Origin of the sequence: Actinoplanes sp. NPDC026619 (assembly GCF_040638295.1) — a bacterium.
Taxonomy (GTDB): domain Bacteria; phylum Actinomycetota; class Actinomycetes; order Mycobacteriales; family Micromonosporaceae; genus Actinoplanes.
Map to the genome: position 1 here is coordinate 16294 of NZ_JBEZYA010000007.1, position 19770 is coordinate 36063.

General features: G+C 70.2%; 21 protein-coding genes and 1 tRNA gene. 8 read left to right on the forward strand and 14 right to left on the reverse strand.

All coding sequences use genetic code 11. The features are described 5' to 3' along the window. The first annotated feature begins 32 nt into the window (after positions 1–32). Positions 33–776, forward strand: coding sequence for a dienelactone hydrolase family protein (locus AB0E90_RS16955; RefSeq protein ID WP_360405573.1), 744 nt, complete (start codon positions 33–35; stop codon positions 774–776). Here AB0E90_RS16955 and AB0E90_RS16960 read toward each other — a convergent pair. The 10 genes from AB0E90_RS16960 to AB0E90_RS17005 all read right to left on the reverse strand — a co-directional run bounded on the left by AB0E90_RS16960 (position 773) and on the right by AB0E90_RS17005 (position 12064). Further along, complete coding sequence (locus AB0E90_RS16960) at positions 773–1135, reverse strand: hypothetical protein (RefSeq protein WP_360405576.1); 363 nt, start codon at positions 1133–1135, stop codon at positions 773–775. The genes AB0E90_RS16955 and AB0E90_RS16960 overlap by 4 nt on opposite strands. A gap of 9 nt (positions 1136–1144) precedes the next feature. Next, positions 1145–2164 carry a UDP-N-acetylglucosamine 2-epimerase gene (locus tag AB0E90_RS16965; protein WP_360405579.1) on the reverse strand — a complete coding sequence of 340 codons (1020 nt, stop codon included), beginning with the start codon at positions 2162–2164 and terminating at the stop codon, positions 1145–1147. Between the two features lie 194 nt (positions 2165–2358). Next, complete coding sequence (locus AB0E90_RS16970) at positions 2359–3198, reverse strand: hypothetical protein (RefSeq protein ID WP_360405582.1); 840 nt, start codon at positions 3196–3198, stop codon at positions 2359–2361. A 92-nt stretch (positions 3199–3290) separates the two neighbouring features. Then, on the reverse strand, positions 3291–3917 hold the full coding sequence (locus AB0E90_RS16975; protein WP_360405585.1) for an ATP/GTP-binding protein: 627 nt from the start codon (positions 3915–3917) through the stop codon (positions 3291–3293). Further along, positions 3895–4356: a DUF742 domain-containing protein gene (locus tag AB0E90_RS16980; protein WP_360405588.1), complete on the reverse strand. Its 462-nt coding sequence runs from the start codon at positions 4354–4356 to the stop codon at positions 3895–3897. Before AB0E90_RS16980 ends, AB0E90_RS16975 begins: the two co-directional genes overlap by 23 nt. Continuing rightward, on the reverse strand, positions 4353–4820 hold the full coding sequence (locus tag AB0E90_RS16985) for a roadblock/LC7 domain-containing protein (RefSeq protein WP_360405591.1): 468 nt from the start codon (positions 4818–4820) through the stop codon (positions 4353–4355). Before AB0E90_RS16985 ends, AB0E90_RS16980 begins: the two co-directional genes overlap by 4 nt. Next, entirely contained in the window at positions 4817–7756 is a 2940-nt protein-coding gene (locus AB0E90_RS16990) for an ATP-binding protein (RefSeq protein ID WP_360405594.1), read from the reverse strand. The genes AB0E90_RS16985 and AB0E90_RS16990 overlap by 4 nt, the downstream gene beginning before the upstream one ends. Then, a complete protein-coding gene (locus tag AB0E90_RS16995) occupies positions 7743–8813 on the reverse strand; it encodes a hypothetical protein (RefSeq protein WP_360405597.1) in 1071 nt (356 codons plus the stop codon). Before AB0E90_RS16995 ends, AB0E90_RS16990 begins: the two co-directional genes overlap by 14 nt. A 496-nt stretch (positions 8814–9309) precedes the next feature. Then, the gene (locus AB0E90_RS17000; RefSeq protein WP_360405600.1) at positions 9310–10980 is read right to left on the reverse strand and encodes a DUF885 domain-containing protein; all 1671 of its coding nucleotides are present in this window, start codon (positions 10978–10980) and stop codon (positions 9310–9312) included. Between the two features lie 25 nt (positions 10981–11005). Then, entirely contained in the window at positions 11006–12064 is a 1059-nt protein-coding gene (locus tag AB0E90_RS17005; protein ID WP_360405603.1) for a PHP domain-containing protein, read from the reverse strand. A 31-nt stretch (positions 12065–12095) separates the two neighbouring features. Here AB0E90_RS17005 and mtnA point away from each other — a divergent pair, with 31 nt between their 5' ends. After that, positions 12096–13058 (forward strand): S-methyl-5-thioribose-1-phosphate isomerase, encoded by a 963-nt coding sequence (mtnA, locus tag AB0E90_RS17010; RefSeq protein ID WP_360405606.1) that lies wholly within the window; start codon positions 12096–12098, stop codon positions 13056–13058. Here mtnA and AB0E90_RS17015 read toward each other — a convergent pair. Beyond that, entirely contained in the window at positions 13055–13627 is a 573-nt protein-coding gene (locus AB0E90_RS17015) for a DinB family protein (protein WP_360405609.1), read from the reverse strand. The genes mtnA and AB0E90_RS17015 overlap by 4 nt on opposite strands. Before the next feature lie 37 nt (positions 13628–13664). Further along, entirely contained in the window at positions 13665–14639 is a 975-nt protein-coding gene (locus AB0E90_RS17020) for a prephenate dehydrogenase/arogenate dehydrogenase family protein (RefSeq protein ID WP_360405612.1), read from the reverse strand. A 130-nt stretch (positions 14640–14769) separates the two neighbouring features. Between AB0E90_RS17020 and AB0E90_RS17025 the strand changes: the two genes are divergently transcribed. Then, on the forward strand, positions 14770–15903 hold the full coding sequence (locus AB0E90_RS17025) for a PQQ-binding-like beta-propeller repeat protein (RefSeq protein WP_360405615.1): 1134 nt from the start codon (positions 14770–14772) through the stop codon (positions 15901–15903). A gap of 72 nt (positions 15904–15975) precedes the next feature. On the opposite strand, the gene AB0E90_RS17030 is transcribed toward AB0E90_RS17025, so the two are convergent. After that, the gene (locus AB0E90_RS17030) at positions 15976–16707 is read right to left on the reverse strand and encodes a M23 family metallopeptidase (protein WP_360405618.1); all 732 of its coding nucleotides are present in this window, start codon (positions 16705–16707) and stop codon (positions 15976–15978) included. Positions 16708–16905: 198 nt separating this feature from the next. Between AB0E90_RS17030 and AB0E90_RS17035 the strand changes: the two genes are divergently transcribed. The 4 genes from AB0E90_RS17035 to AB0E90_RS17050 all read left to right on the forward strand — a co-directional run bounded on the left by AB0E90_RS17035 (position 16906) and on the right by AB0E90_RS17050 (position 18530). Beyond that, positions 16906–17193 carry a hypothetical protein gene (locus AB0E90_RS17035; protein ID WP_360406538.1) on the forward strand — a complete coding sequence of 96 codons (288 nt, stop codon included), beginning with the start codon at positions 16906–16908 and terminating at the stop codon, positions 17191–17193. 61 nt (positions 17194–17254) lie between these two features. Next, complete coding sequence (locus tag AB0E90_RS17040) at positions 17255–17461, forward strand: hypothetical protein (protein ID WP_360405621.1); 207 nt, start codon at positions 17255–17257, stop codon at positions 17459–17461. A 92-nt stretch (positions 17462–17553) separates the two neighbouring features. Then, positions 17554–18081, forward strand: a complete 528-nt coding sequence (locus tag AB0E90_RS17045; RefSeq protein ID WP_360405624.1) for a tRNA adenosine deaminase-associated protein — start codon at positions 17554–17556, stop codon at positions 18079–18081. Between the two features lie 32 nt (positions 18082–18113). After that, on the forward strand, positions 18114–18530 hold the full coding sequence (locus AB0E90_RS17050; RefSeq protein ID WP_360406541.1) for a nucleoside deaminase: 417 nt from the start codon (positions 18114–18116) through the stop codon (positions 18528–18530). 97 nt (positions 18531–18627) lie between these two features. Here the strand turns inward: AB0E90_RS17050 and deoD are convergent, their stop codons facing one another. Next, positions 18628–19344, reverse strand: coding sequence for a purine-nucleoside phosphorylase (deoD, locus tag AB0E90_RS17055; RefSeq protein ID WP_360405627.1), 717 nt, complete (start codon positions 19342–19344; stop codon positions 18628–18630). A gap of 195 nt (positions 19345–19539) precedes the next feature. Between deoD and AB0E90_RS17060 the strand changes: the two genes are divergently transcribed. Beyond that, positions 19540–19626 (forward strand) — tRNA-Ser (locus AB0E90_RS17060). The last annotated feature ends 144 nt before the right edge of the window (positions 19627–19770 follow it).

Genomic DNA, 19770 nt, shown 5'->3' on the forward strand with positions numbered 1-19770 from the left:
GATCAACGATGATGCGGGCGCAGGAGGCGTAAATGCAGACCACGACAATGCAGGTCCCGACCGCGGACGGCGCGGCGGAGGCTTACCTCGTCAAGCCGGACGGCGACGGGCCGTTCCCCGGCGTGCTGTTCTTCATGGACGCGTTCGGCCTGCGGCCCCGGCTGGCGGAGATGGCCGAGCGGATCGCCGAGCGCGGCTACGCCGTACTGGTGCCGAATCTGTTCTATCGCAGCGCGTCCGGCCGGCTCGTCACACCGGAGGAGCTGGATGACCCGGAGAAGCGCGGCGCCGCCTTCGCCCGGCTCGGGCCGATGATGCAGGCGCTCACCGCCGAGCGGGTCGCCGCCGACACCGGCTCCTACCTCGACTTCTTCGCCGCTCAGCCGGGCGTCAGCGCCGAGCCGGTGGTGGCGGTCGGCTACTGCATGGGCGGCCGCAACGCGCTGCGGGCGATCGAGGCCCACCCGGACCGGATCAAGGCACTGGGCAGCTTCCACGCCGGGGGCGTCGTCACCGATGCGCCGGACAGCCCGCACCTGGCGGTCGGCAGCGTCACCGGCGAGCTGTACTTCGCGCACGCCGACAACGACAGCTCGATGAACGCCGACCAGATCAAGGCGCTCGAGTCCGCCCTCGAGGACGCCGGCGTCACCTACACCTCGGAGGTCTACGAGGGTGCGCCGCACGGCTTCACCATGAGCGACACCGCCATGCACCACCAGGAGGGCGAACAGCGGCACTGGACCGAACTGTTCGCCCTGCTGGAGCGGGTCTAGAGCTTCGGCTCCGCTTCGTAGAGGCCGGGGAAGTAGCGGTCGATCGAGGCCACGTCGTACACCTGGCGGACCTCGGTGATCCGGCCCTCCGCGACCGCCAGGAACTCGATCATCCGAGCCGTGCCGAACGGCGCCGCGAGGTCGTAGACGATCGCGGTGCCGTCCTCGGCACTCGTCTGCCCGGTCACCGTGATCGAGTCGGCGAAGGCGGCGATGCGGTGCTGCACCTGCAGCAGCTCCTCGTCGTCGACCGGGGCGTCGAGGTTCCACTCCACCTCGACGTCCGGAGCGAGCAGTTTGCGCACGGCGGCCGGGTCGTCACTGATCCACGACCGGGCCCAGAAGCCGACGACGTCCATGGGGCTCCTTCAGCTGCGCACGCCGGCCGGCGGCGCGGCGGGCATCGGGTCGGGGAATTGGCCGCGGCCAAGAATGGCGGCGGTGGCCTGGGCGGCGCGGACGGCGGCCAGGCCGTCGCCGTAGGGGCTGCCGAGCACCGACATCGAGTCCCGCCGCAGCCGGCTGTCCAGCAGCTCGGCGACCGCGTTGACGATCGTGTCGACGCTCGGTTCGACCTGCTTGGCGCTGCCGGCGTGCAGGGCCTCGGTGAGTCCGCGGCCCTCGCCCGGAACCAGCACCGGGACGCCGGCGGCCAGCGCCTCCTCGGCCAGGTCGACGTCGTCGGCGAGCACGATGTCGGCCGCGGCGATCAGGCGCACTCGATCCGGGGTGGACAGCTTGGCGCCGATCACGTCCAGGTCGAAGTAGCGGGCGGCCAGGTCGAGCATCGCCTCGCGTACCGGCCGGTCGTGCTCTTCGTCCACGCCGACCAGCACCACCCGGTTGGGGCGCGGGGTGCCCGCCGCCCGCAGCCGCTCGGCGAACATCCGGGCCGCGTCGACCGCGGTGCCGCCGGTGAGCAGGATGTCGCCGGCGACAACCGACTCGTCCAGCAGGTTCATCGCGGTCAGCGGTGATGCGGTCAGGTGCACGGTGGTGACCTGGGCGAGCAGCCGGCGGTCGGCGTCGGCCGCGTCGGACTCGGGCGATCCCGAGCGGCGCCCGGCGTCCAGGTGCAGCACCGGGATGCGCCGCCAGTACGCGGCGAGCCCAGCCGCGAGATTGTCGCCGCGCACCAGCACGGCGGCCGGCGTGCGCTCGGCCCACAGCTTGTCGTAGGCGGCCAGCGCGGCGGAGAGGCTGTCGGCGGTCGGCAACGTGACGTCCGAGGCCAGGCCGAGCGTGATGTAGGCGCGGGACACGTCGGTGCCGGATGCCAGCAGCACCGGGTCGAGCAGACCCTGGGTCCGCATGGCGGCGGCGACCGGGGCGAGGCGTACGGCTTCGGCGCAGGTGCCGGCGGCGAGGTGGACTGCGGGCAGCGACATGAATTCTCTCTCCGGACCAGCTCGGCAGGACGGCTGGAACGCTATGCAGTCACGGAGTGTGAATCAAGGCCGCATCACTTTATGTGGCCGAACGGCCGAACCCAGACACCTCAGACCGGTCATAACTGGCCAAGATCGGGCATTTGCTAACTACAGAACGTGGTGTCGGCAGGCGATGCCGACACTACGTAGCGTTAGGAAGGAGGGTTGTTGAGCAGCGTCGGATCGTCGCGTAACAGAGCGGCCAGTCGGCGGGCCGCCATCTCGGTCTCCTCCGGCCGTTCCACCTGCAGCGGGATCGGCTTTGGCAGCGGCGTCGGCATGCCACCACGTAGCGGCTGCTGCGGGATCCGGTCGGTGGCCAGCGACTCGGCGTGGATCCGGCGGGTCTGCTCCTGGGCCTGCGGCGGCACCGGCGGCGGCGGGGTGGCGGCGAACGGGTGCGGCGGGTATTCCGTCGGATTGCCCCCGCGTGAGGCCATGCCCATCTCACGCATGCGGGCACCCAGGTCGCGGGAGTTCTCGCCGAGGTCGTGCGCGGCCGGGTACGGAGGCTCGGCCGGCTCGAATGAGCCGTAACGGCGCTCGGCGGTGTCGGACTCGGCGTAGTACCTCTCGCCGTACCCGTAATCGGCCGGGCCGTAGCGGTTCTGGTCGTCGTGGCTCATGTGGTGGGCCGGGGCCGGCGACGCCGGCGGCGCGCTGTACGGGTCGACGACGACGAGCGGGTCTTCCAGATCGATGTCGAAATCGGCGTGCCGGGCAGCCGGCGCTGACTCGGTGGTGGCCACCGGGGTGTCCGCGGACACCTGAACCTGGCCATCGGCGAAGAAGAAATGCAGCAGCACGGGCTCACCGGAGCCCTCGGCGCCGACGGTCACGCCCAGGTGCGGATGACGAGCCACGACCGCGGCGATCGCCTCGACCAGCTCGGAAACCGCCGGCGACGGCCCGGAGGTCTCCCCGGCCGCGCGTCGGCGAAGCTCATCACGGCGCGCGAGCTTGTCGAGCGCGTCGTCCAACCCTCCTCGCACGTCACCGTCCTTCCTAAGCGGGTAGTCCTCCACCACTCTGCCCGCTGGATGGCCGATTTGAAAACCTCGATCTGAGCGACCCCGCGCACACCCTACGTGGACTTCGCACGTATGGCCTTGTCTAGAGCCTGGTCAAGGACTACAAGCAGGGCATCGCGTACGGATGCGCGGAACCGGGCATCGAAGGAGAGCACCGGAACGTCGTCGCGGACGGCCAGCGCCCAGCGCACCTCTTCGAGGTTGTAGTTCATCTGGCCATTGAAGGTGTTCACTCCGACCACGAACGGAAGACCGGCCCGCTCGAAGTAGTCCACCGCCGGATAGCAGTCGTCGATCCGGTTGGTATCTACCACAACCAGCGCACCCAGGGCGCCCTTGATGAGGTCGTCCCACATGAAGGCGAAGCGCGGCTGGCCGGGCGTACCGAAGATGTAGAGCTTCAGCGTCTGGTCGATGGTGAGGACACCGAAGTCCATGGCGATGGTCGTCGTGGTCTTGGTGACGGCTTGGCCGGGATCGTCGATGCCGACCGACGCCGCGGTCATTTCCGCCTCGGTGGTCAGCGGAGCGATCTCCGAGATGGCGCCCACGGTTGTCGTCTTTCCGACACCGAAGCCGCCGGCCACGATGATCTTCACGGGGACCGGGGCCTTCTTCGGCCGTTCGTTGCCGACCCGGGCGGTCCCGCGGATGCGGTCAGGTGATTGCTCGAAGTCCACGGATCACTCGCATGATGGTCTCAGGGTCGGGGGTGTCGTTGTCCAGCACGTGGACGTCCAGTTGGCCGGCGGCCCGCAGGTCGCCGACGAGGATGCGGGTCACGCCCAGGTGCAGGCGTAGCCGGGCGGAGATCTCCGCCACGGACAATGGGTCGCCGCAGAGCGCAACGATGGCGCGCATCTCCGGCGACAGCCGCATAGGTGCAGCGGCGTGGTTGACGGTCACCTGGGTTTCCATCCCGATTGCGGGATCGGCGCCGTCGGTGCGCCCGGACGTGATGACGAACGGGCGCAGTGTCGTGGTCTGCTCGTCGGCCGGCGACATGTCGCCACCGGGTGCGGGGCGGTAGCCGCCGGCCGCGTGCGGGCCAGACTGCAGGAAGGGCCGGACGCTCGGTCGAGCCGGTCGCGCCGGGTCGTCGGGGTCCGGATAGGTCATTGCTGAACGTTGTTTTTCAGTTCAGCGATCAGACGTGGGCTCAGCGCGCCACCGGCACGCGTCGCGAACAACGTCATCTCGTACGCGAGGGTGCCGAGGTTGGCCGACCGGTCCGCGATGACACCGAGCACCGAGCCGGCGCTGATCGCGGTGACGAGGAGGTATCCATCGGCCATGTCGATGATGACCCGGTTGAGCGCGCCCAGCCGGTACCAGCTCGCGGCACCACCGGAAAGGCTCGTCAGACCGGAGACGACCGCGGCCAGGCGCTCGGCGTTCGGCCGGTCCTTGATCGCCGACATCGCCATGAGCAGGCCGTCGGAGGAGACGGCGATGGCTTCGATCACGCCCGCGGTACCGGATGTGAACGAGTCCAGCAGCCAGTTGAAGGTCTTCGCCTCGGCGCTCAGCTGGGGCTGGCCGTAGTTCTGACCGTTGCCGGTTTCCGTGTAGGGGGAAGTCATCGCGGTTGTCCCTCGTGTTGTGGCTGAGTTTCATTCAGTGCGAGTGCGACTCCGTACTCGAACTGCTCCATGAGTGCTCGTGCGGCATCCGGATCTAGCGGAGGTGCCGGAGCGGGCGGAGGCGGCGTGTCTCGCGCGTCCCGCGGCAGGGTCGCACCCGGAACCCGACGGGCGAGGGGTGTGTGACCGGCCGACGGCGGGGCCGTCATGTCGGTCTCGGCGACGTCCCACTGGGCGCGGTTGACGCCGGCTTCGAAGGCGTCGAAGGCAGCGCGGGCGGCTACCGCATCGTTCGGGGACGGTGGCGCGGTAGGCAGTGGCGTGCCCGATTCGGTCGGCAACTGGTTGCCGGGAATCCTCCGGCGCAGCGGGGCGCCGGGGTTTTCCGCCGCCGGCTCAGTCGGCCCGGCCGGCTGATAGGGCTGCGCGTACGGCTCGGGCTGCGCATATGGCTCAGGCTGGGCGTACGCCTGGGGCTGCGCGTACGGGTGCGGCTGCTCGTAGGGGTGCGGCTGCTCGTAGGACGGCTGCTCATAAGACGGCTGCTCGTACGGGTACTGCTCGCCCGTCCGCTGATGCGGGATCAGCGGTGGAGCCGAGGCCGGCGAGTTGTTCCAGGTCGGCTGCGGAGCCTCGGTGGGCGCCTGGTTCCAGGCCGACGGACCGGCCGCGGGCAGCTCCGGCAGCGAGGCCGGCACCCGGCCGGCCACCGGCGCGCCCAGGTCGTACGGCGGCTGCGGGGCAACCGGCTGCTGGTAGACCGTCGGCGGCGACCAGACCGGCTCGGCGTCGTAGACCGGCTCGTCCACCGGCGGCGCGGTCAGCGCCGGACCGGTTGCGTACCCCGCCAGCGCCGGACCGGTCTCGGCCCGGGCCGGGGCCGCGAAGGCGTTCCACGACTGTCCGGACTCGAGCGTGCGGGTGGCCCGCTCGAGCACGTTCGGGTCGAACGGCAGCTGGCTGCCGGGCACCGAGGCACGAGCCGCGGAACCGGCGAGGACCGTGGAGAACTCGGTCGTGTGGTAGCCCGGCATCGGCGCCGGCTCGAACGGCGAGCCCGGCATCGTCATGCTCGGCACCCGGGAGATCAGGTGGCCCGGGTTCAGGTCGACCCAGACCGTGACGCCACCATCGGGGGTGTCGGTCAGGGTCACCTCGATGCCGTGCCGGCGGGCGAGCCGGCCGACCACGAAGAGACCGAGCACTTCGGTGGGGACCAGGTCGAGGCGCTCACGGCGGGTGAGCCGGGAGTTTTCCTCGGCCAGCCGCTCGGGCGTCATGCCGAGGCCGTTGTCGACGATCGCCAGGCGGGCGCCGCCACGCAGCTCGGTCGCCGAGATCAGCACCCGGGTGTGCGGCGGGGAGAACGCGGTGGCATTTTCCATCAGCTCGGCGAGCAGCAGGGTCAGGTCGGCCAGGACGGCCGGCATGACCACGATCTCCTCGGGCACTTCCACGTCGACGCGGGTGTAGTCCTCGATCTCACCGAGGGCGAGACGGACGACGTCGGAGAGGGGCAGCGGCGCCATGTGCTCGTTCGCGCCGGCCGCACCGGAGAGCACAACCAGCGAGGACGCGTTCCGGCCGAGACGGCTGGACATGTGGTCGAGGCGGTAGAGCTCGCCCAGCCGGTCGCTGTCGGTCTCCTTGCGCTCCAGGTTGTCGATCAGGGCGAGCTGGCGGCCGACCAGGTTCTGCGTACGCCGTCCGACGTGCCCGAACATCTGGGCGACGTTGCGGCGGCCGAGCACCTGGCGTTCCACCAGCCGGGCGGCGGTGGTCTGCACCCGGTCGAACGCGCGGGCCAGGTCGCCGATCTCGTCCTGGGCCTCGACGTCGACCGGGTCGAGGCGGATCGGGCGTACCGCCACCGTTTCCGCATCGTCGTCGGCGACGCGTTCGAGCTCGGCCTCGGCGGCGCGGGCGATCCGGTCGGCGGAGCCGGTGAGACGCCGCAGCGGCCGGGCGACCGCGCGGGCCATGAAGATGCTCAGCGCGATAACCAGGAGCAGCAGGAGGAACGAGCCGCCACCGATGAGGAAGGCGTCCCGGAGCGCCGAGTCCCGGTTGTTGGTCACGATGGTGTTCACGTCCGCGGCGACCCGCTTCTCCACGAAGCCACCGAGAACGAGCACCGAGCGCAGCGACGGGAACAGCGTCGCGATCTTGAGCTGGTTGACCGCGGTGGTCGGGTTGATCGCGGCGTCGGCGAGGAAGTCGGAGCCGACCCGGGCGGAGAACGCGTCCTGGGCGCCGAGGTACAGCTTGTACTGCGCATCGGTGAAGAACGCCTGGGCGTTCAGGATCACCTGCTGCAGCTGCACGAGCGTCGAGTAGAAGAGGCTGACGAAGCCGGCGTTCTTGGTGATCGTCGCGACGGTCAGGTAACCGGACGCCTGGCTGATCATGTCGTCGGTGCGCAGCGCCTGGTCGAGTGCGAAGACCTGGCGCCCGACGCTGGTGGTGAGGTCGGCGTTGGAGGAGAGCGCGAGCCCGTCGAACATCGGTGTGATCACGCTGGTGAACTCGGTGACCAGGTCGTTCGGCAGGATCGCCCGGTTGAGCACGTTGAGCCGGGTGTTGTCGAGCTTGGACGCGTTGCGCAGGGCGCGACGCAGTTCCTTGCTGACCGGCTGGTTGCCGCCGTCGCTGACCCGGGCGATCGCGTCGGTGGCCCGGGCGCTCTGCACGGCCAGCTCGGGCTGCTGGATCAGGCCGAACAGGAAGCCGATCGAGAGGAGACGTTCCTCCTGCAGCTCCTGCACGGCCGTGCTGACCCGGGTGGCGAGCTGCACCGCGTCGGAGGTCTTCTGCGCGTCCTGCGCGTCGCTGATGCGCGTGACGATGATCGGCACGCTCAGCGCCACGACGCCGAGAAGGGGTACGAGAACGAGAAGGGCAAGTTTGCCGAGGATTCGGAGTTTACCGAAGAGCACCGGATCGCTCCCGCCGTGTCGGGTCGTTGTCGCCGTAGGCCGGAGTGAGGTCGTACTGACCGCCGTAGGGGGCGGACGCGCGGTTCGCCGGGACGTCGCGGGTCGACTCGCCCAGGCCGGACGCCGGCACCGGCTCGCTGTCGCGACGCCGGCCGAGGATCGGCAGCACCAGGGCGGCGAGCACCAGCAGAACGGCCAGCAGGCCCATCGCCACGGCCTCGCCCCGCTTGTAGCTCAGTGAGCCGGACCGGTCGTCGAGGAGCTTGGCCATCTCCTTGAGCACGACGCCGGCCAGCGCGTTGAGCGAGGTCTGCAGCGCGGTCTGCGCGGTCGACATGGTCGCGACGTTCGGGATGCCACCCGGGTTGGCGCCACGGGTCATCGACTCGATGCCGCGGCGGAAGGAGTCGAGCGTGTTGACCAGGCCGCCGCTCAGCGTCGGGCTCTTGGTGTTGTCGACCGCGGCCTGCAGGCTGGAGGTGAGGTCGTCGACCGAGTCCTGCACGGCGATCACCTCTTGGCCGAACTGCAACGCGAGGGTGGCCTTGGCCGCTCCGGTGGCGGCCTGGAGAGCCTGTGCGTAGTCGGCCATCCGGCTCACCCGGACCACCGTGGTCGGCATGTCGATGGCGGCCGCCTGCTGCAGGTTCGACAGGTCGCTGTCCGGGTCGCGGTTGAGCTCGGAGTTGCGGCGGACGGCGCCGTAGAGCGCGAGGGCGAGGTCGGTCACCTCGATGTGCGCCGTGAGGATGGTGACGGGGCCGCCGGTGGCCTTGGGCAGCTTGGCGATCTTCGCTTGCAGATCGGTCCAGCGCTCCTTGGTCTTGAGGTCATCGCCGAGGCTCGCGTCGACGGCGGAGACCTTGGAAACGGCGGCCGCCAGCGAGTCCGGTGGGGCGGTGACGCCCTGCAGCGCCGAGGACTGCGACTCGGCGAGCGCGCTGACCAGCGGGGCGAGGGCGGTGATGTATTCGACGCCCTTCTTCTCGAGGTCAGTTTGGGAGCGCTGGTCCGAGTTCTGCTGCCAGACCCGTCCGAAGAGGACAGCGGTCGGCACAAGTACCAAAACCGTCAAAATCACCGCGAGAGCGGAACGTAAACGGGTTCGCCGGCTGTTCATTGCTTTCGTTCCTCCGCCATGCAACACGCGTGAGCCGTTGTGCCGGCTACTGTCCGTAGCCGGATAAGCGCACGGATCCGGGCCAATCTATCCGAGAAATCCTCACCTGGAGCCTTTCCAAGGGTCAGAGTTCGCTCGGCTGATCGGGGGATGCGGCCCCGGCCGTCGTGCGTTTGTAGCGCGCGTCTGAAACGACCCTCGGGGAGACCGAAGTCCCAGCACAGGGCGGTTCCACAGCCCGACTGCTTACCGCGGAGATGCTAACGGCATAGCGGGCGCTCGAAAAGATACGAGATTCGCTATAGGTAACGATTATGGCTCGAAACGCCATTCACTTAGGGTAGTCATCCGATTGCGGAACGCTCTATGCAAAGCAAAGCGAAAGACAAATCGGGCTTTTCCCCAGGTTAACGCAGGGAAAAGCCCGATTTGATCAGAGACGAGCGAGAGCCTTACGGAGGGGGTCGAGGCCGAGCGAACCGAGGTTGAGTGCGTCACGGTGGAACGACTTGAGATCGAAATCAGCGCCCTTGCGCTGTTTCGTCTCCTCCCGCGCCTGCATCCAGATCCGCTCGCCCACCTTGTACGACGGCGCCTGCCCCGGCCAGCCGAGGTAACGCTTCCACTCGAAGCGCAGCACCTTCTCGTCCATCCGGGTGTGCGCCCGCAGGAACTCCCAGCCCAGCTCCGGCGTCCAGCGCTCGCCCGGGTGGAAGCCGAACGGGTTGTCCCGCGGGATCTCCAGCTCCAGGTGCATGCCGATGTCGACGATGACCCGGGCCGCGCGCAGCGCCTGGCCGTCGAGCATGCCGAGCTGATCGCCCGGGTCTTGGAGATAGCCGAGCTCGTCCATCAGCCGCTCGGAATAGAGAGCCCAGCCCTCGCCGTGCCCCGAGCACCAGCAGAGCAGCCGCTGCCAGCGGTTGAGCCGGTCGGCCCGCAGCAGGGTCTGGCTGACCTGAAGGTGATGGCCGGGCACGCCCTCGTGGTAGACGGTGGTGACCTCGCGCCAGGTGGAGAACTCGTTGACGCCCTCGGGCACCGCCCACCACATCCGGCCGGGACGGGAGAAATCCTCGCTCGGGCCGGTGTAATAGATGCCGCCGTCGCTGGTCGGCGTCAGGCAGCACTCGATCTTGCGGGCCGGTTCCTCGATGTCGAAGTGGGTGCCGTTCAGGTCGGCGATCGCCTTGTCGGCCAGCGCCTGCATCCAGTCGCGGAACGCTTCCTTGCCCGGGATCCGGCGGGCCGGGTCGGCGTCGAGCACCTTGACGGCCTCGGCCACCGAGGCGCCCGAGCCGGCGATGGCGACGGCGCAGACATCCATCTCACGCTCGAGGCGGTCCAGCTCGGCGAAGCCCCAGAGGTACGTCTCCTGCAGGTCCACCTTCGCGCCCAGGAAGTTTTGCGACGCCAACTCGTAACGCTCGAGGCCGGCCGCCTCCTTCTCGCGGCCGCGCGGCGCCAGTTCCTCGCGCAGGAAGGTCGCGAAGCCGGCGGTGGCCGCGGTCGCCGCGTCGGCGCCCCGCTCCAACTCGGTGGCGAGCGCGCCCTGCGCGTCGAGCCGGCGGGCCAGCCCATGGAAGAAGTCGTCGCGGGTCGGGTCGGTCCACGCGTCGCACTGCTCGGCGACCGCCACCAGCTGCGCCCGGGCGCTCACCCGGCCGGCTTCGAGCTCCTCGCGCAGTGTCGTCTTGTACTGCTCGATGGCGGTGCCGAACGCGTTGAGCCGGGTCGCGATGTTGGAAACCGCCTCCTCGCCGTCGGTGGCCATCACGTCGAAGACGCCGCGCAGCCCGTGCAGGCCGCTGGTGATCACGCTGATCGCGCTCTTGGTGTAACCCGCGTCGTAGGTGGCCAGATCGAGCCCGAGGCGTTCCAGCATGGCGTCCTTGGCCACCTGCTCGGACTCGTGCTCCGGCTCGATGAGGTCGAGCTGGGTGATGGTGCGCCGAGTCAGCTCGGCCTGAGCCTCGAAGCCATCGGGAGATAGGTCGTCGGTCTTGTCGTCGTGACCGGCGATGCCCACGTAGGTCGCCCCGGTCGGGTTGAGCGTCGCCCAGTCCTCGACGTAACGCTCGGCGAGGTCGTCAATTTGTCCCACGAAGCGACACTACGGGACCGGGCGGTCACTTGTGTGCCGCGGTCCACTCCAACAGGCGCTCCGGCGACCAGGTGTTGACCACGCGGTCCACCGGCACTCCGCACAGCGCCGCCCGCTCGCAGCCGTTGCCCAGCCAGTCGAGCTGGCCGGGCGCGTGCGCATCGGTGTCGATGCTGAACAGGCAGCCGGCCTCGACCGCGACGGTGAGCATCCGCTTGGGCGGATCGAGCCGGTCCGGCCGCGAGTTGATCTCGATGGCCTTGCCGTGCTCGACCACCGCGGCCAGCACCTTGTCCAGGTCGAACGTGCTCGGCGGGCGGGTGCGGCCGGCCCGGTGGCCCTTGTCGCCCTCGCCCTGCGCGGGCACCTTGCGGCCGGTCATGTGGCCGAGGATGTCCAGGTGCGGGTTGGCGATCGCGGCCAGCATCCGCTTGGTCATCCGGGGCGACTCGTCGCGCAGCTTGCTGTGCACCGAGCCGACCACCACGTCGAGCCGGGCCAGCAACTCGTCCTCCTGGTCGAGCTGACCGTTTTCCAGAATGTCGACCTCGATGCCGGTGAGGATGCGGAAGCCGTCGGGCAGCGCGTCGTTGAGCTTCGCCACCTGGTCCAGCTGGCGGCGCAGCCGGGCCGGGCTCAGCCCGTTGGCCACCTTCAGCGTCGGCGAATGATCGGTGATCACCAGGTATTCGTGGCCCAGCTCGACCGCCGCGAGTGCCATCTCCTCGATCGGCGAACCGCCGTCGGAGGCATCCGTGTGGGAGTGGCAGTCGCCGCGCAGCGCGTCTCGCAGCACCGCGGCGGCGGCGGTCAGATCGGTGCCCGCGGTCGACGACACCCGGCGCAGATAGACCGGCTCCTCGCCGGCCAGCGACTCGGCGACGCACCGCGCGGTGACGTCGCCGACCCCGGACAGCTCGGCCAGGGTGCCGGCCGCGGCGCGGGCCGCCAGCTCCTCGGCCGGCAGCCCGGCGATCGTGGCCGCCGCCGACCGGAACGCGCGAACCCGATAGGTCGCCTCGTTCGCCCGCTCCAGATAGAAGGCGATGCGCCGCAGGTCCGCGACTGGATCACGAGAAGACATGCGCTCCAGACTAGGCGGTTACAGTCGGGCCGTGCGGACGATCGATTGGGTGGACGGGGCCGTCGAGATCATCGATCAGACGGTGCTTCCCAAGGAAGTGCGGATCCTGCGCCTGCACACGGTGCCGGCGCTGGTCACGGCGATTCAGTCGCTGGCGGTGCGCGGTGCGCCCGCGCTCGGCGTGGCCGGCGCGTTCGGGGTGGCGCTGGCCGCCCGGGTGCACGCCGACGACCCGGCGGCGCTGGCGGCGGCGGTGACCCGGATCGAGCACGCCCGCCCGACGGCGGTCAACCTCGCCCGTGGCGCCCGGCGCGCGGCGGCTCTGCTGCCGAACGGGCCGGACGCGGTGCTGGCCGAGGCCTGCCGGGTGCGCGACGAGGAGCTCGCCGCCTCGGAGGCGATGGCGAAGCGCGGCGCCGACCTGATGGTCGAGCTGTGCGGCCGGCAGCCGCGCCTGCTGACCCACTGCAACACCGGCGGGCTGGCCGCCGTCGAGCTCGGCACCGCCCTCGGCGTGGTGCGCGAACTGCACAAGCGGGGCGCGCTGGCCGGGGTGATCGCCAGCGAGACGCGACCGCTGCTGCAGGGCGCCCGGCTCACCGCGTGGGAGCTGGGGCGGTGGGGGATCGAGCACCGGGTGGCGGTCGACTCGGCGGGTCCGTTCCTGATGGCCCGGGGCGAGGTGGACGGCGTGATCCTCGGCGCCGACCGGATCTGCGCGAACGGCGACGTGATCAACAAGATCGGCACCTATTCGCACGCGCTCGGCGCTCGCCGGGCCGGCCTGCCGTTCGTGGTGGTCGCGCCGGAGTCGACGGTGGACCTGGAAACTCCGAGCGGCGATGTCGTGCCGATCGAGGACCGCGGTTCGGCCGAGGTCACGCCGTGGTCCGAGGCGGTCAACCCGGCGTTCGACGTCACGCCGCGCGACCTGGTCACCGCGATCGTCACCGACCGCCGGGTGATCCGCCTCGACAAGGGCAACCGCCCCTAGACCTCGGCCTTTTTCCAGGGCTTCAGCCACGGCGTCTCCGGCCAGCCTTCGGCCGCCGCCATCAGGGGGTACGCCGTGGCGCCGTCGATCGATTCACGGATGATGTCGGCGTGCCCGGCGTGCCGGGCCGTCTCCTGGATCAGGTGCAGCAGGATCCACCGCACGTTCCAGTGGGTCAGGTCCTTGCGGTTCCACGGCGCGTCGTCGACCGGGATCTCGTAATTCAGATCGCCCAGCTCGGTGACCGTCTTCTCGGTCTGCTCGGCGACCCGGTCGTAGCGCGCGAACACGTCGTCGATCGTCTCGCCGTCGGCGAGCTTGAAGTTCTCGGCGTACTTGGCGTAGTCGACCGCCGGGGGCTCGCGCCGGATCGTCGAGAGCCAGTTCTCCTCGGTGGAGGCGGAGTGCTTGATCAGGCCGCCGACGCTGAGCTCGCTCGCAGTGGGGCTGGCACGCAGCTGCTCCTCGCTCAGCCCGTACGCCGTCAGGCGGATCACGAAGCGCATCTGGGCGAGGAAGCCGAGCAGGCCTTCCTGCTCGTTGTTGACCGGGCCGACCTGAGCGGGCATGTCATCTCCTAGGTTCTTTCGCTTGTTACGAAGGAGCCTAGGAAGGATTGCGGCCACTTTCCGGCCGCATTGTCGAGACGGTGGCGCGATTTTCCGCCACCGCGGTGACCCAGCCGCCGGCCCGCCCGAGCGCGAGCAACTCGTCGACCCCGGCCGGATCCTCGGCCGCCTCACCAGGTCGTGGCGGCCACGCCCGCCGGGCGTCGCCGGCCTGCCGCAGGGCCGGGACCAGCGCGGCGACCGGGTCGGCGGCGGCCAGCTCGTCGAGTCGCAGCCCGAGATCGTCGATGACGGCGCCCAGGACATCGCTCACCGCGGGCGCGTTGCCGCCGCACATGGCGGCGATCAGCTCGGCCCGGGTGGCGGCCACCCGGGTGCCGTCCCGGAACGACCCGGCCCCCAGCGTCGCGGCCAGCGGGTTGCCGACCAGCCGGCGGGCGAGCGCGGCCGCGACCAGGTGCGGCACGTGGCTGACCTCGGCGACCGCCCGGTCGTGCTCGGCCGCTCGGGCCGGCACGACGCGCGCGCCCAGGGCGGTGAACAGCGTGGCCGCGGTCAGCCAGTCGGCCAGGTCGGTCTCCGGCTCGCCGGTCTCCGGCTCGCCGGTCTCCGGCTCGCTGGTCTCCAGGCAGAGCACCCAGGCGCACCCGTCGAACAGGGCGGGATCGGCGGCCGCGAAGCCGGAGGTCTCCTTGCCGGCCATCGGATGCCCGCCGACGAATCGCCGGATCCGGTGCTTGGCGGCGAGGTCGCGGACCGGCCCCTTCACCGACGTGACATCGGTGATCAGGCCGTCGTGCCCGGACAGCTCGGCGAACACCGCGGGCAGCACCGGCAGGGGCACGGCGAGAACGACCAGCTCCGCGCCGGTCACCGCCTCGGCGATCGAGCCGGCCGCGCCCGCGAGCTCCCGCGTGCCGGGGTCCGCGTCGTAGCCGGTCACCTCATGCCCGGCCGCCGCCAGCGCCTTGAGCAGCGATCCGCCGATGAGCCCCAGTCCGATGACCGCCACCTTCACTCCCGCACTCTCGCACAGCGCCCAAGATCAGCCGTTCGGACAGGGTGTAGATCAACCGTCCTACCTGCGGCTTCTGTCCGTTTCGCACTGAGTTGCGGGGCTCCGCGGGCAATACGGTTATCACGTGACTTACCGGGGGAAAACACTCAGCATCGGACTGGCAGCGCTCGCCCTCGCCGCCGGGGCCGCGCCCGCCCAGGCGCAGCCGTCCGACGCGATGCCCAGCTTCAACGGCACGGTCCTCACCATCGCCTACCGCGGGAACGTCGCCTATCTCGGCGGTGACTTCACCGCCGCGCTCGTGCGGGGCAAGCAGGTCTCCCGCGGTCACCTCGCCGCCGTCGACGCCCGCACCGGCGAGCTGCTGCCCTGGGCGCCCGGCGCCGACGGCCGGGTCAAGGCGCTCACGCTCAGCGGCGGCTCGGTCTTCCTGGCCGGCGACTTCGGCACCATCGGCGGAGCGAAGCGGGACAGCCTGGCCCGGGTCGACGCGATCACCGGCGCGGTGCACGCCACGTTCAAGCACGCGATCACCGGCCGCCCCTACGCGATCGCCGCCGCCGGCAACCGGCTCTACCTCGGGGGCACGATCAGCGCGGTGGACGGCCAGGCGCGCGGCCGGCTCGCCGCCTTCAATCTCACCACCGGCGCGCTCGACACGAAATGGCGGCCCACCGCCGACGATCAGGTCGAGACGGTCGCGGCCGGCCGCGGCCGGGTCTATGCCGGCGGCAAATTCCACAAGGTCAACGGCCTTTCCGGGTACGACCGGCTGGTCGCGCTCGATCCCGCGACGGCCGCCGTGGTGGCCGGTTTCAAACCCAAGCCCCCGGTGATCACGTACGCGCTGGCAGTCACCGCCGACGGCGTCTTCTCGGCTCACGGCGGGCACGGCGGCCGAGTCAGCCGCTACACCCGGGACGGACGGCTGCGCTGGTCGGCCACGTTCGACGGGGACGTGCACGCGATCACCGTGCTCGGCGACATCGTCTACGCCGGCGGGCATTTCGACCGGGCCTGCAGCATCACCGCGCGCACCGGCACCCAGTGCAGCTGTGTCAACGGCGCCGACAGCCGGCTCAAGCTCGCCGCGCTCGATGCCGGCGACGGGCACCTGCTCGACTGGACAGCGGACGCGAACGGCGTCGAGGGCGTCCTCGCCCTGGCCGGCAACCCCGAGCTGCACCGCCTCGCGGTGGGCGGCGCCTTCACCACCGTGGACGGCCGGACCCAGAAGCGGTTCGCCCAGTTCAGCTGAAGACTTTCTTCCCGGCAGGCGCGGGGCCGCATCTCTTGGGCGAGGATGCGGCCCCGCGCCCAATAAACCGCCCTACGCCTTGCAGTTGTGCGAGGTCTTCCAGGCCTGCACGGTCGCCACCGGGCTCTTCTGGCCGCTCTTGCGCCACGAGGTCAGGAACGTGTGCGGCCAGACCACGCCGCGGCGCACCTTCCAGTCGCCGACCTTCGCGCACGGCGGCGAGATGCCGTAGTGCAGGTGGCAGACGCCGCTCGCGTTGCCGGTGTGCCCGACCTTGCCGAGCTGCTGGCCGGCGGTGACCCGGACCCCGGCGCGGATGTTCGTCAGCACCTTGCTCAGGTGCGAGCCGTAATAACGGACGCCGTCGTCGCCCAGCAGTGACACCGACAGGCCACCGTTGTTCGGACCGTCGGCGGCGCCCTCCACATACACGTCCTTGAGGCTCACCTCGAGCACGACGCCGCTGGTCGTGGCCACGACCGTCTCGCCGCAGTCGGCGAAGATGTCGGTCGCCGGGTACTTCGAATGGGTCGTATGGAACGACACGTTCGACGCCTTCACCGGGAAGACGTACTTCACGTCGGCGTTGGTGGTCGTGGCGCTCTTGCTCGGGGTGACGCTCCGGCTCGAGGCCGCGGCCGAGGACGGCAGCGCCGGCGGGGGGATCTCCGACGACGGCGCCGGGGAGGCGGCGGGCGTCACGAACTGCGGGGTGGCGCCGGCCGAGGTGTCGCCGGGGGTGCCGCACGCGGTCAGGAGCAGCGCGGACGCGGTCAGACCGGCGAGGGTACGGATCAGACGCATCGGGGCATCCTGGCAGAAGCGGCCGCTAGCCGCTGTCCCGTTCCGTCGTGGCCGGGCCGACTAGGCTGCGAATGTTGATCCAGCCGAGACGGAGGTACGACCGTGGCCGAGCGGAACGACCCCTGGGCCGCGCCCGCCTACCCGCCGGCTGTTCCCGGGCGGGCCCCCTCCGGCCTCTTCCCCGGCCCGTCGCGGCCGGTGTTCCGCGAGCCGCACCCGGTCGGCGCGGCCGGGGTGATGGCCGGTCTGGGCTCGACGCTGCTCTGGTTCGGGCTCTTCGGCGGTCTCGCCCACGGCCTCGCGGCGTATGTGTGGTGGACGATTGTGGCAGCGATCACCGCGTGGATCGTGGCACTCGTCCTCACTCTTCTCGGTGACCGCGGGGTCGCCGTCGGGATCGCGCTCGCGAGCGGGGTCGGACTATCGATTGCCATGGCTTTCGTCGCGCACGAGTGGATCACGACGTACAACTGGCCGCTCTGGTAATCCCGGGCGATCGGTCCGAAATGTCGGCGACCCGACGTGCCCTGATCGTCGCCGTCCGAACTTGGCCTTGACGGACGTGCCGACGGTCGGCAATCTCGGTTTTATGGCCCCCTCACCGCCACGGCTCGATCCCGATCGCCGCCGTCGCCGTCTGGAGTTGCTCGCGGCCCTCGCCGATGCGAAAGCTCGGGAGTCCGCGCAACCGCAGCGCCTTCGTGGTGCCCGTCTTCGCGAGCTGATCGCCACGCGCCGTCGCCTGGCCAACTGACTTCCAACCCGATTGGGGGCGTGGCGCGCCGCGCCCGCCGTTCTTCCGGCTACCGTCACTCGCTGAAGACAAAAGTCGCGTGGGGGGAAATCTTGTCGACTTTCGCTGCCGCCGTCGGCCGTGGCAAGAACGGCTGGACTGCGTCCGAGCTGGACCTGACCGGCCTCGCTGACATCGACGAGGTGGTCGACGCGCTCCGCGACGTCGAGCCGGACGCCGATCTGGCGCTGCTCTTCGTCGAGAGTGACGACCAGTACCTCGCGATCCTCCGCCTCGACGAGGGTGAGGATCTGCGGGTGTTCGGCTCCGACTCGGCGTTCGCCGAGGAGTCGAGGATCGGATCGGTGCTGCTCGGTGAGATCGAGGCGCCGGCCCTGGAGATCGACGAGCTGACCGCCTCGTCGGACGCGGACGACGGCGAGGAGGAGGACGATCGCCCGTCCACCGACCCCGACGCCGACCCGGTCGGTGACGCGGAGCTGCTCGGCGACCTCGGGATCGCCGCTAACCGGCTGCTTGGCCTGTGCGGCAAGGAGGGCATGCTGCCCTCCGACGTGACCGCCGAGCTCTGCCAGAAGATCGGTTGCGGGGACGAGATGGAAGAGCTCCGAGAGGCGTGAGCCTGGTGTCGTCCCCCCGGCACGTCTCGTGGATGCGGCGGGCCCTCGAGGTGGCCTCGGCGTTCCCGGAGGACGTGCCGGTGGGGGCGGTCGTCTACGACTCCGGCGGGCGGGAGCTGGCCGCGGCCGGCAACGAGCGGGAGACCACCGGCGACCCGACCGGGCACGCGGAGATCATCGCGTTGCGGCGGGCGGCGGCGCTGGCCGGCAGTTGGCGGCTGGAGGGCTGCACGCTCGTCGTGACGCTGGAGCCCTGCACGATGTGTGCCGGCGCGCTGGTGCTGGCCCGGGTGTCGACGCTCGTGTTCGGGGCGTGGGAGCCGAAGACCGGCGCGGTCGGTTCGCTCTGGGACGTGGTGCGGGACCGTCGGCTCAATCACCGGCCGGAGGTCTACTCCGGGGTGCTCGAGGACGAGTGCGCCGCGTTACTCCGGAACTTCTTCCGTTAGAGCAGCCGGGTTCGGTGCTCGCTGCGGTTGGGGGAGCTGTCACGCGTACATCTGAGGGTGCCGCGGCGTCGCGAAGAGTGACGCCGCGGCAGAACGCTCAGGAAGCGCCGGTGATCGCGGTTTCCAGGCCGATCTTCACCATGTCGCCGAAGCCCTGCTCACGCTGGGCCGAGTCCATCTTCTCGCCGGTCTTGATGTGGTCGCTCACGGTGAGGATGGTCAGCGCCTTGGCGCCGTAGCGTGCGGCGATCGTGTAGATCGCGGCCGACTCCATCTCGACCGCGAGCACACCGTAGTCGGCCAGCGAGTCGTAGAGGTCGGGCCGGTCGGTGTAGAACGCGTCGGCGGCCAGGATCGGGCCCACCCGCAGGCTGGTGCCCTGGCGCTCGGCGACCTCGACGGCCGTGCGGAGCAGCTCGAAGTTCGCGACCGGCGCGTAGTCGATCAGGCCGTCGAAGCGGGACCGGTTCATGTTCGAGTCGGTCGCCGAGCCGATCGCCGCGATCACGTCGCCCAGCTGCAGGTCCATCGCGAGGGCGCCGCACGAGCCGATCCGGATGACCGACTTCACGCCGTACTCGTTGATCAGCTCGTGGGTGTAGATCGACGCGGACGGCATGCCCATGCCGGAACCCTGCACCGACACGCGAACGCCCTGGTAGGTGCCGGTGAAGCCGAGCATCCCGCGGACCTGGGTGTAGCACTTGGCGTCCTGCAGGAAGTTTTCGGCGATCCACTTCGCCCGCATCGGGTCGCCCGGCAGGAGCACCCGCTCGGCGATATCGCCCGGCTGCCCGCCGATGTGCACGCTCATGCCAGCTCCTCGCTTCGCTCCGAGCTGCCAAGAGCAAATTCCGCACCGTGCTTGCTGATTCGCTCGCTGCGCTCGCTCATGCCAGCTCCTCTGCTCGGTTGCTCATGCCGCCGATCCTGCCAGGTCAGGAGCGCTGGCCGGGGTTATGGGTGACCCGCCGCCGGGCAACCGCGCGCCTCCTGTAATCTACTTCGCGGTGGTGTGTCCGAGCGGCCTAAGGAGCACGCCTCGAAAGCGTGTGAGGGTGCAAGCCCTCCAAGGGTTCAAATCCCTTCACCACCGCATCAAGCCCGGCGGTTCCTCACGGAACCGCCGGGCTTTTTTGATGACGATTCGGGATCACTGTCGGTGGTTGAAGATCATTCAGCCGTACGGGTCGTCGGTGCTCGTCCGTTCGGCTGTTCCCCATGATCAGATGTCCTGCGC

Bases quoted from the DNA above. Each gene is read 5' to 3' on its own strand.
- AB0E90_RS17005 (WP_360405603.1), bottom strand. From the start codon at position 12,064: ATGTCTTCTCGTGATCCAGTCGCGGACCTGCGGCGCATCGCCTTCTAT.
- AB0E90_RS16985 (WP_360405591.1), bottom strand. From the start codon at position 4,820: ATGACTTCCCCCTACACGGAAACCGGCAACGGTCAGAACTACGGCCAG.
- AB0E90_RS16955 (WP_360405573.1), top strand. From the start codon at position 33: ATGCAGACCACGACAATGCAGGTCCCGACCGCGGACGGCGCGGCGGAG.
- AB0E90_RS16960 (WP_360405576.1), bottom strand. From the start codon at position 1,135: ATGGACGTCGTCGGCTTCTGGGCCCGGTCGTGGATCAGTGACGACCCG.
- AB0E90_RS17050 (WP_360406541.1), top strand. From the start codon at position 18,114: ATGCGGCGGGCCCTCGAGGTGGCCTCGGCGTTCCCGGAGGACGTGCCG.
- AB0E90_RS16980 (WP_360405588.1), bottom strand. From the start codon at position 4,356: ATGACCTATCCGGACCCCGACGACCCGGCGCGACCGGCTCGACCGAGC.
- AB0E90_RS17015 (WP_360405609.1), bottom strand. From the start codon at position 13,627: ATGCCCGCTCAGGTCGGCCCGGTCAACAACGAGCAGGAAGGCCTGCTC.
- deoD (WP_360405627.1), bottom strand. From the start codon at position 19,344: ATGAGCGTGCACATCGGCGGGCAGCCGGGCGATATCGCCGAGCGGGTG.
- AB0E90_RS16965 (WP_360405579.1), bottom strand. From the start codon at position 2,164: ATGTCGCTGCCCGCAGTCCACCTCGCCGCCGGCACCTGCGCCGAAGCC.
- AB0E90_RS17030 (WP_360405618.1), bottom strand. From the start codon at position 16,707: ATGCGTCTGATCCGTACCCTCGCCGGTCTGACCGCGTCCGCGCTGCTC.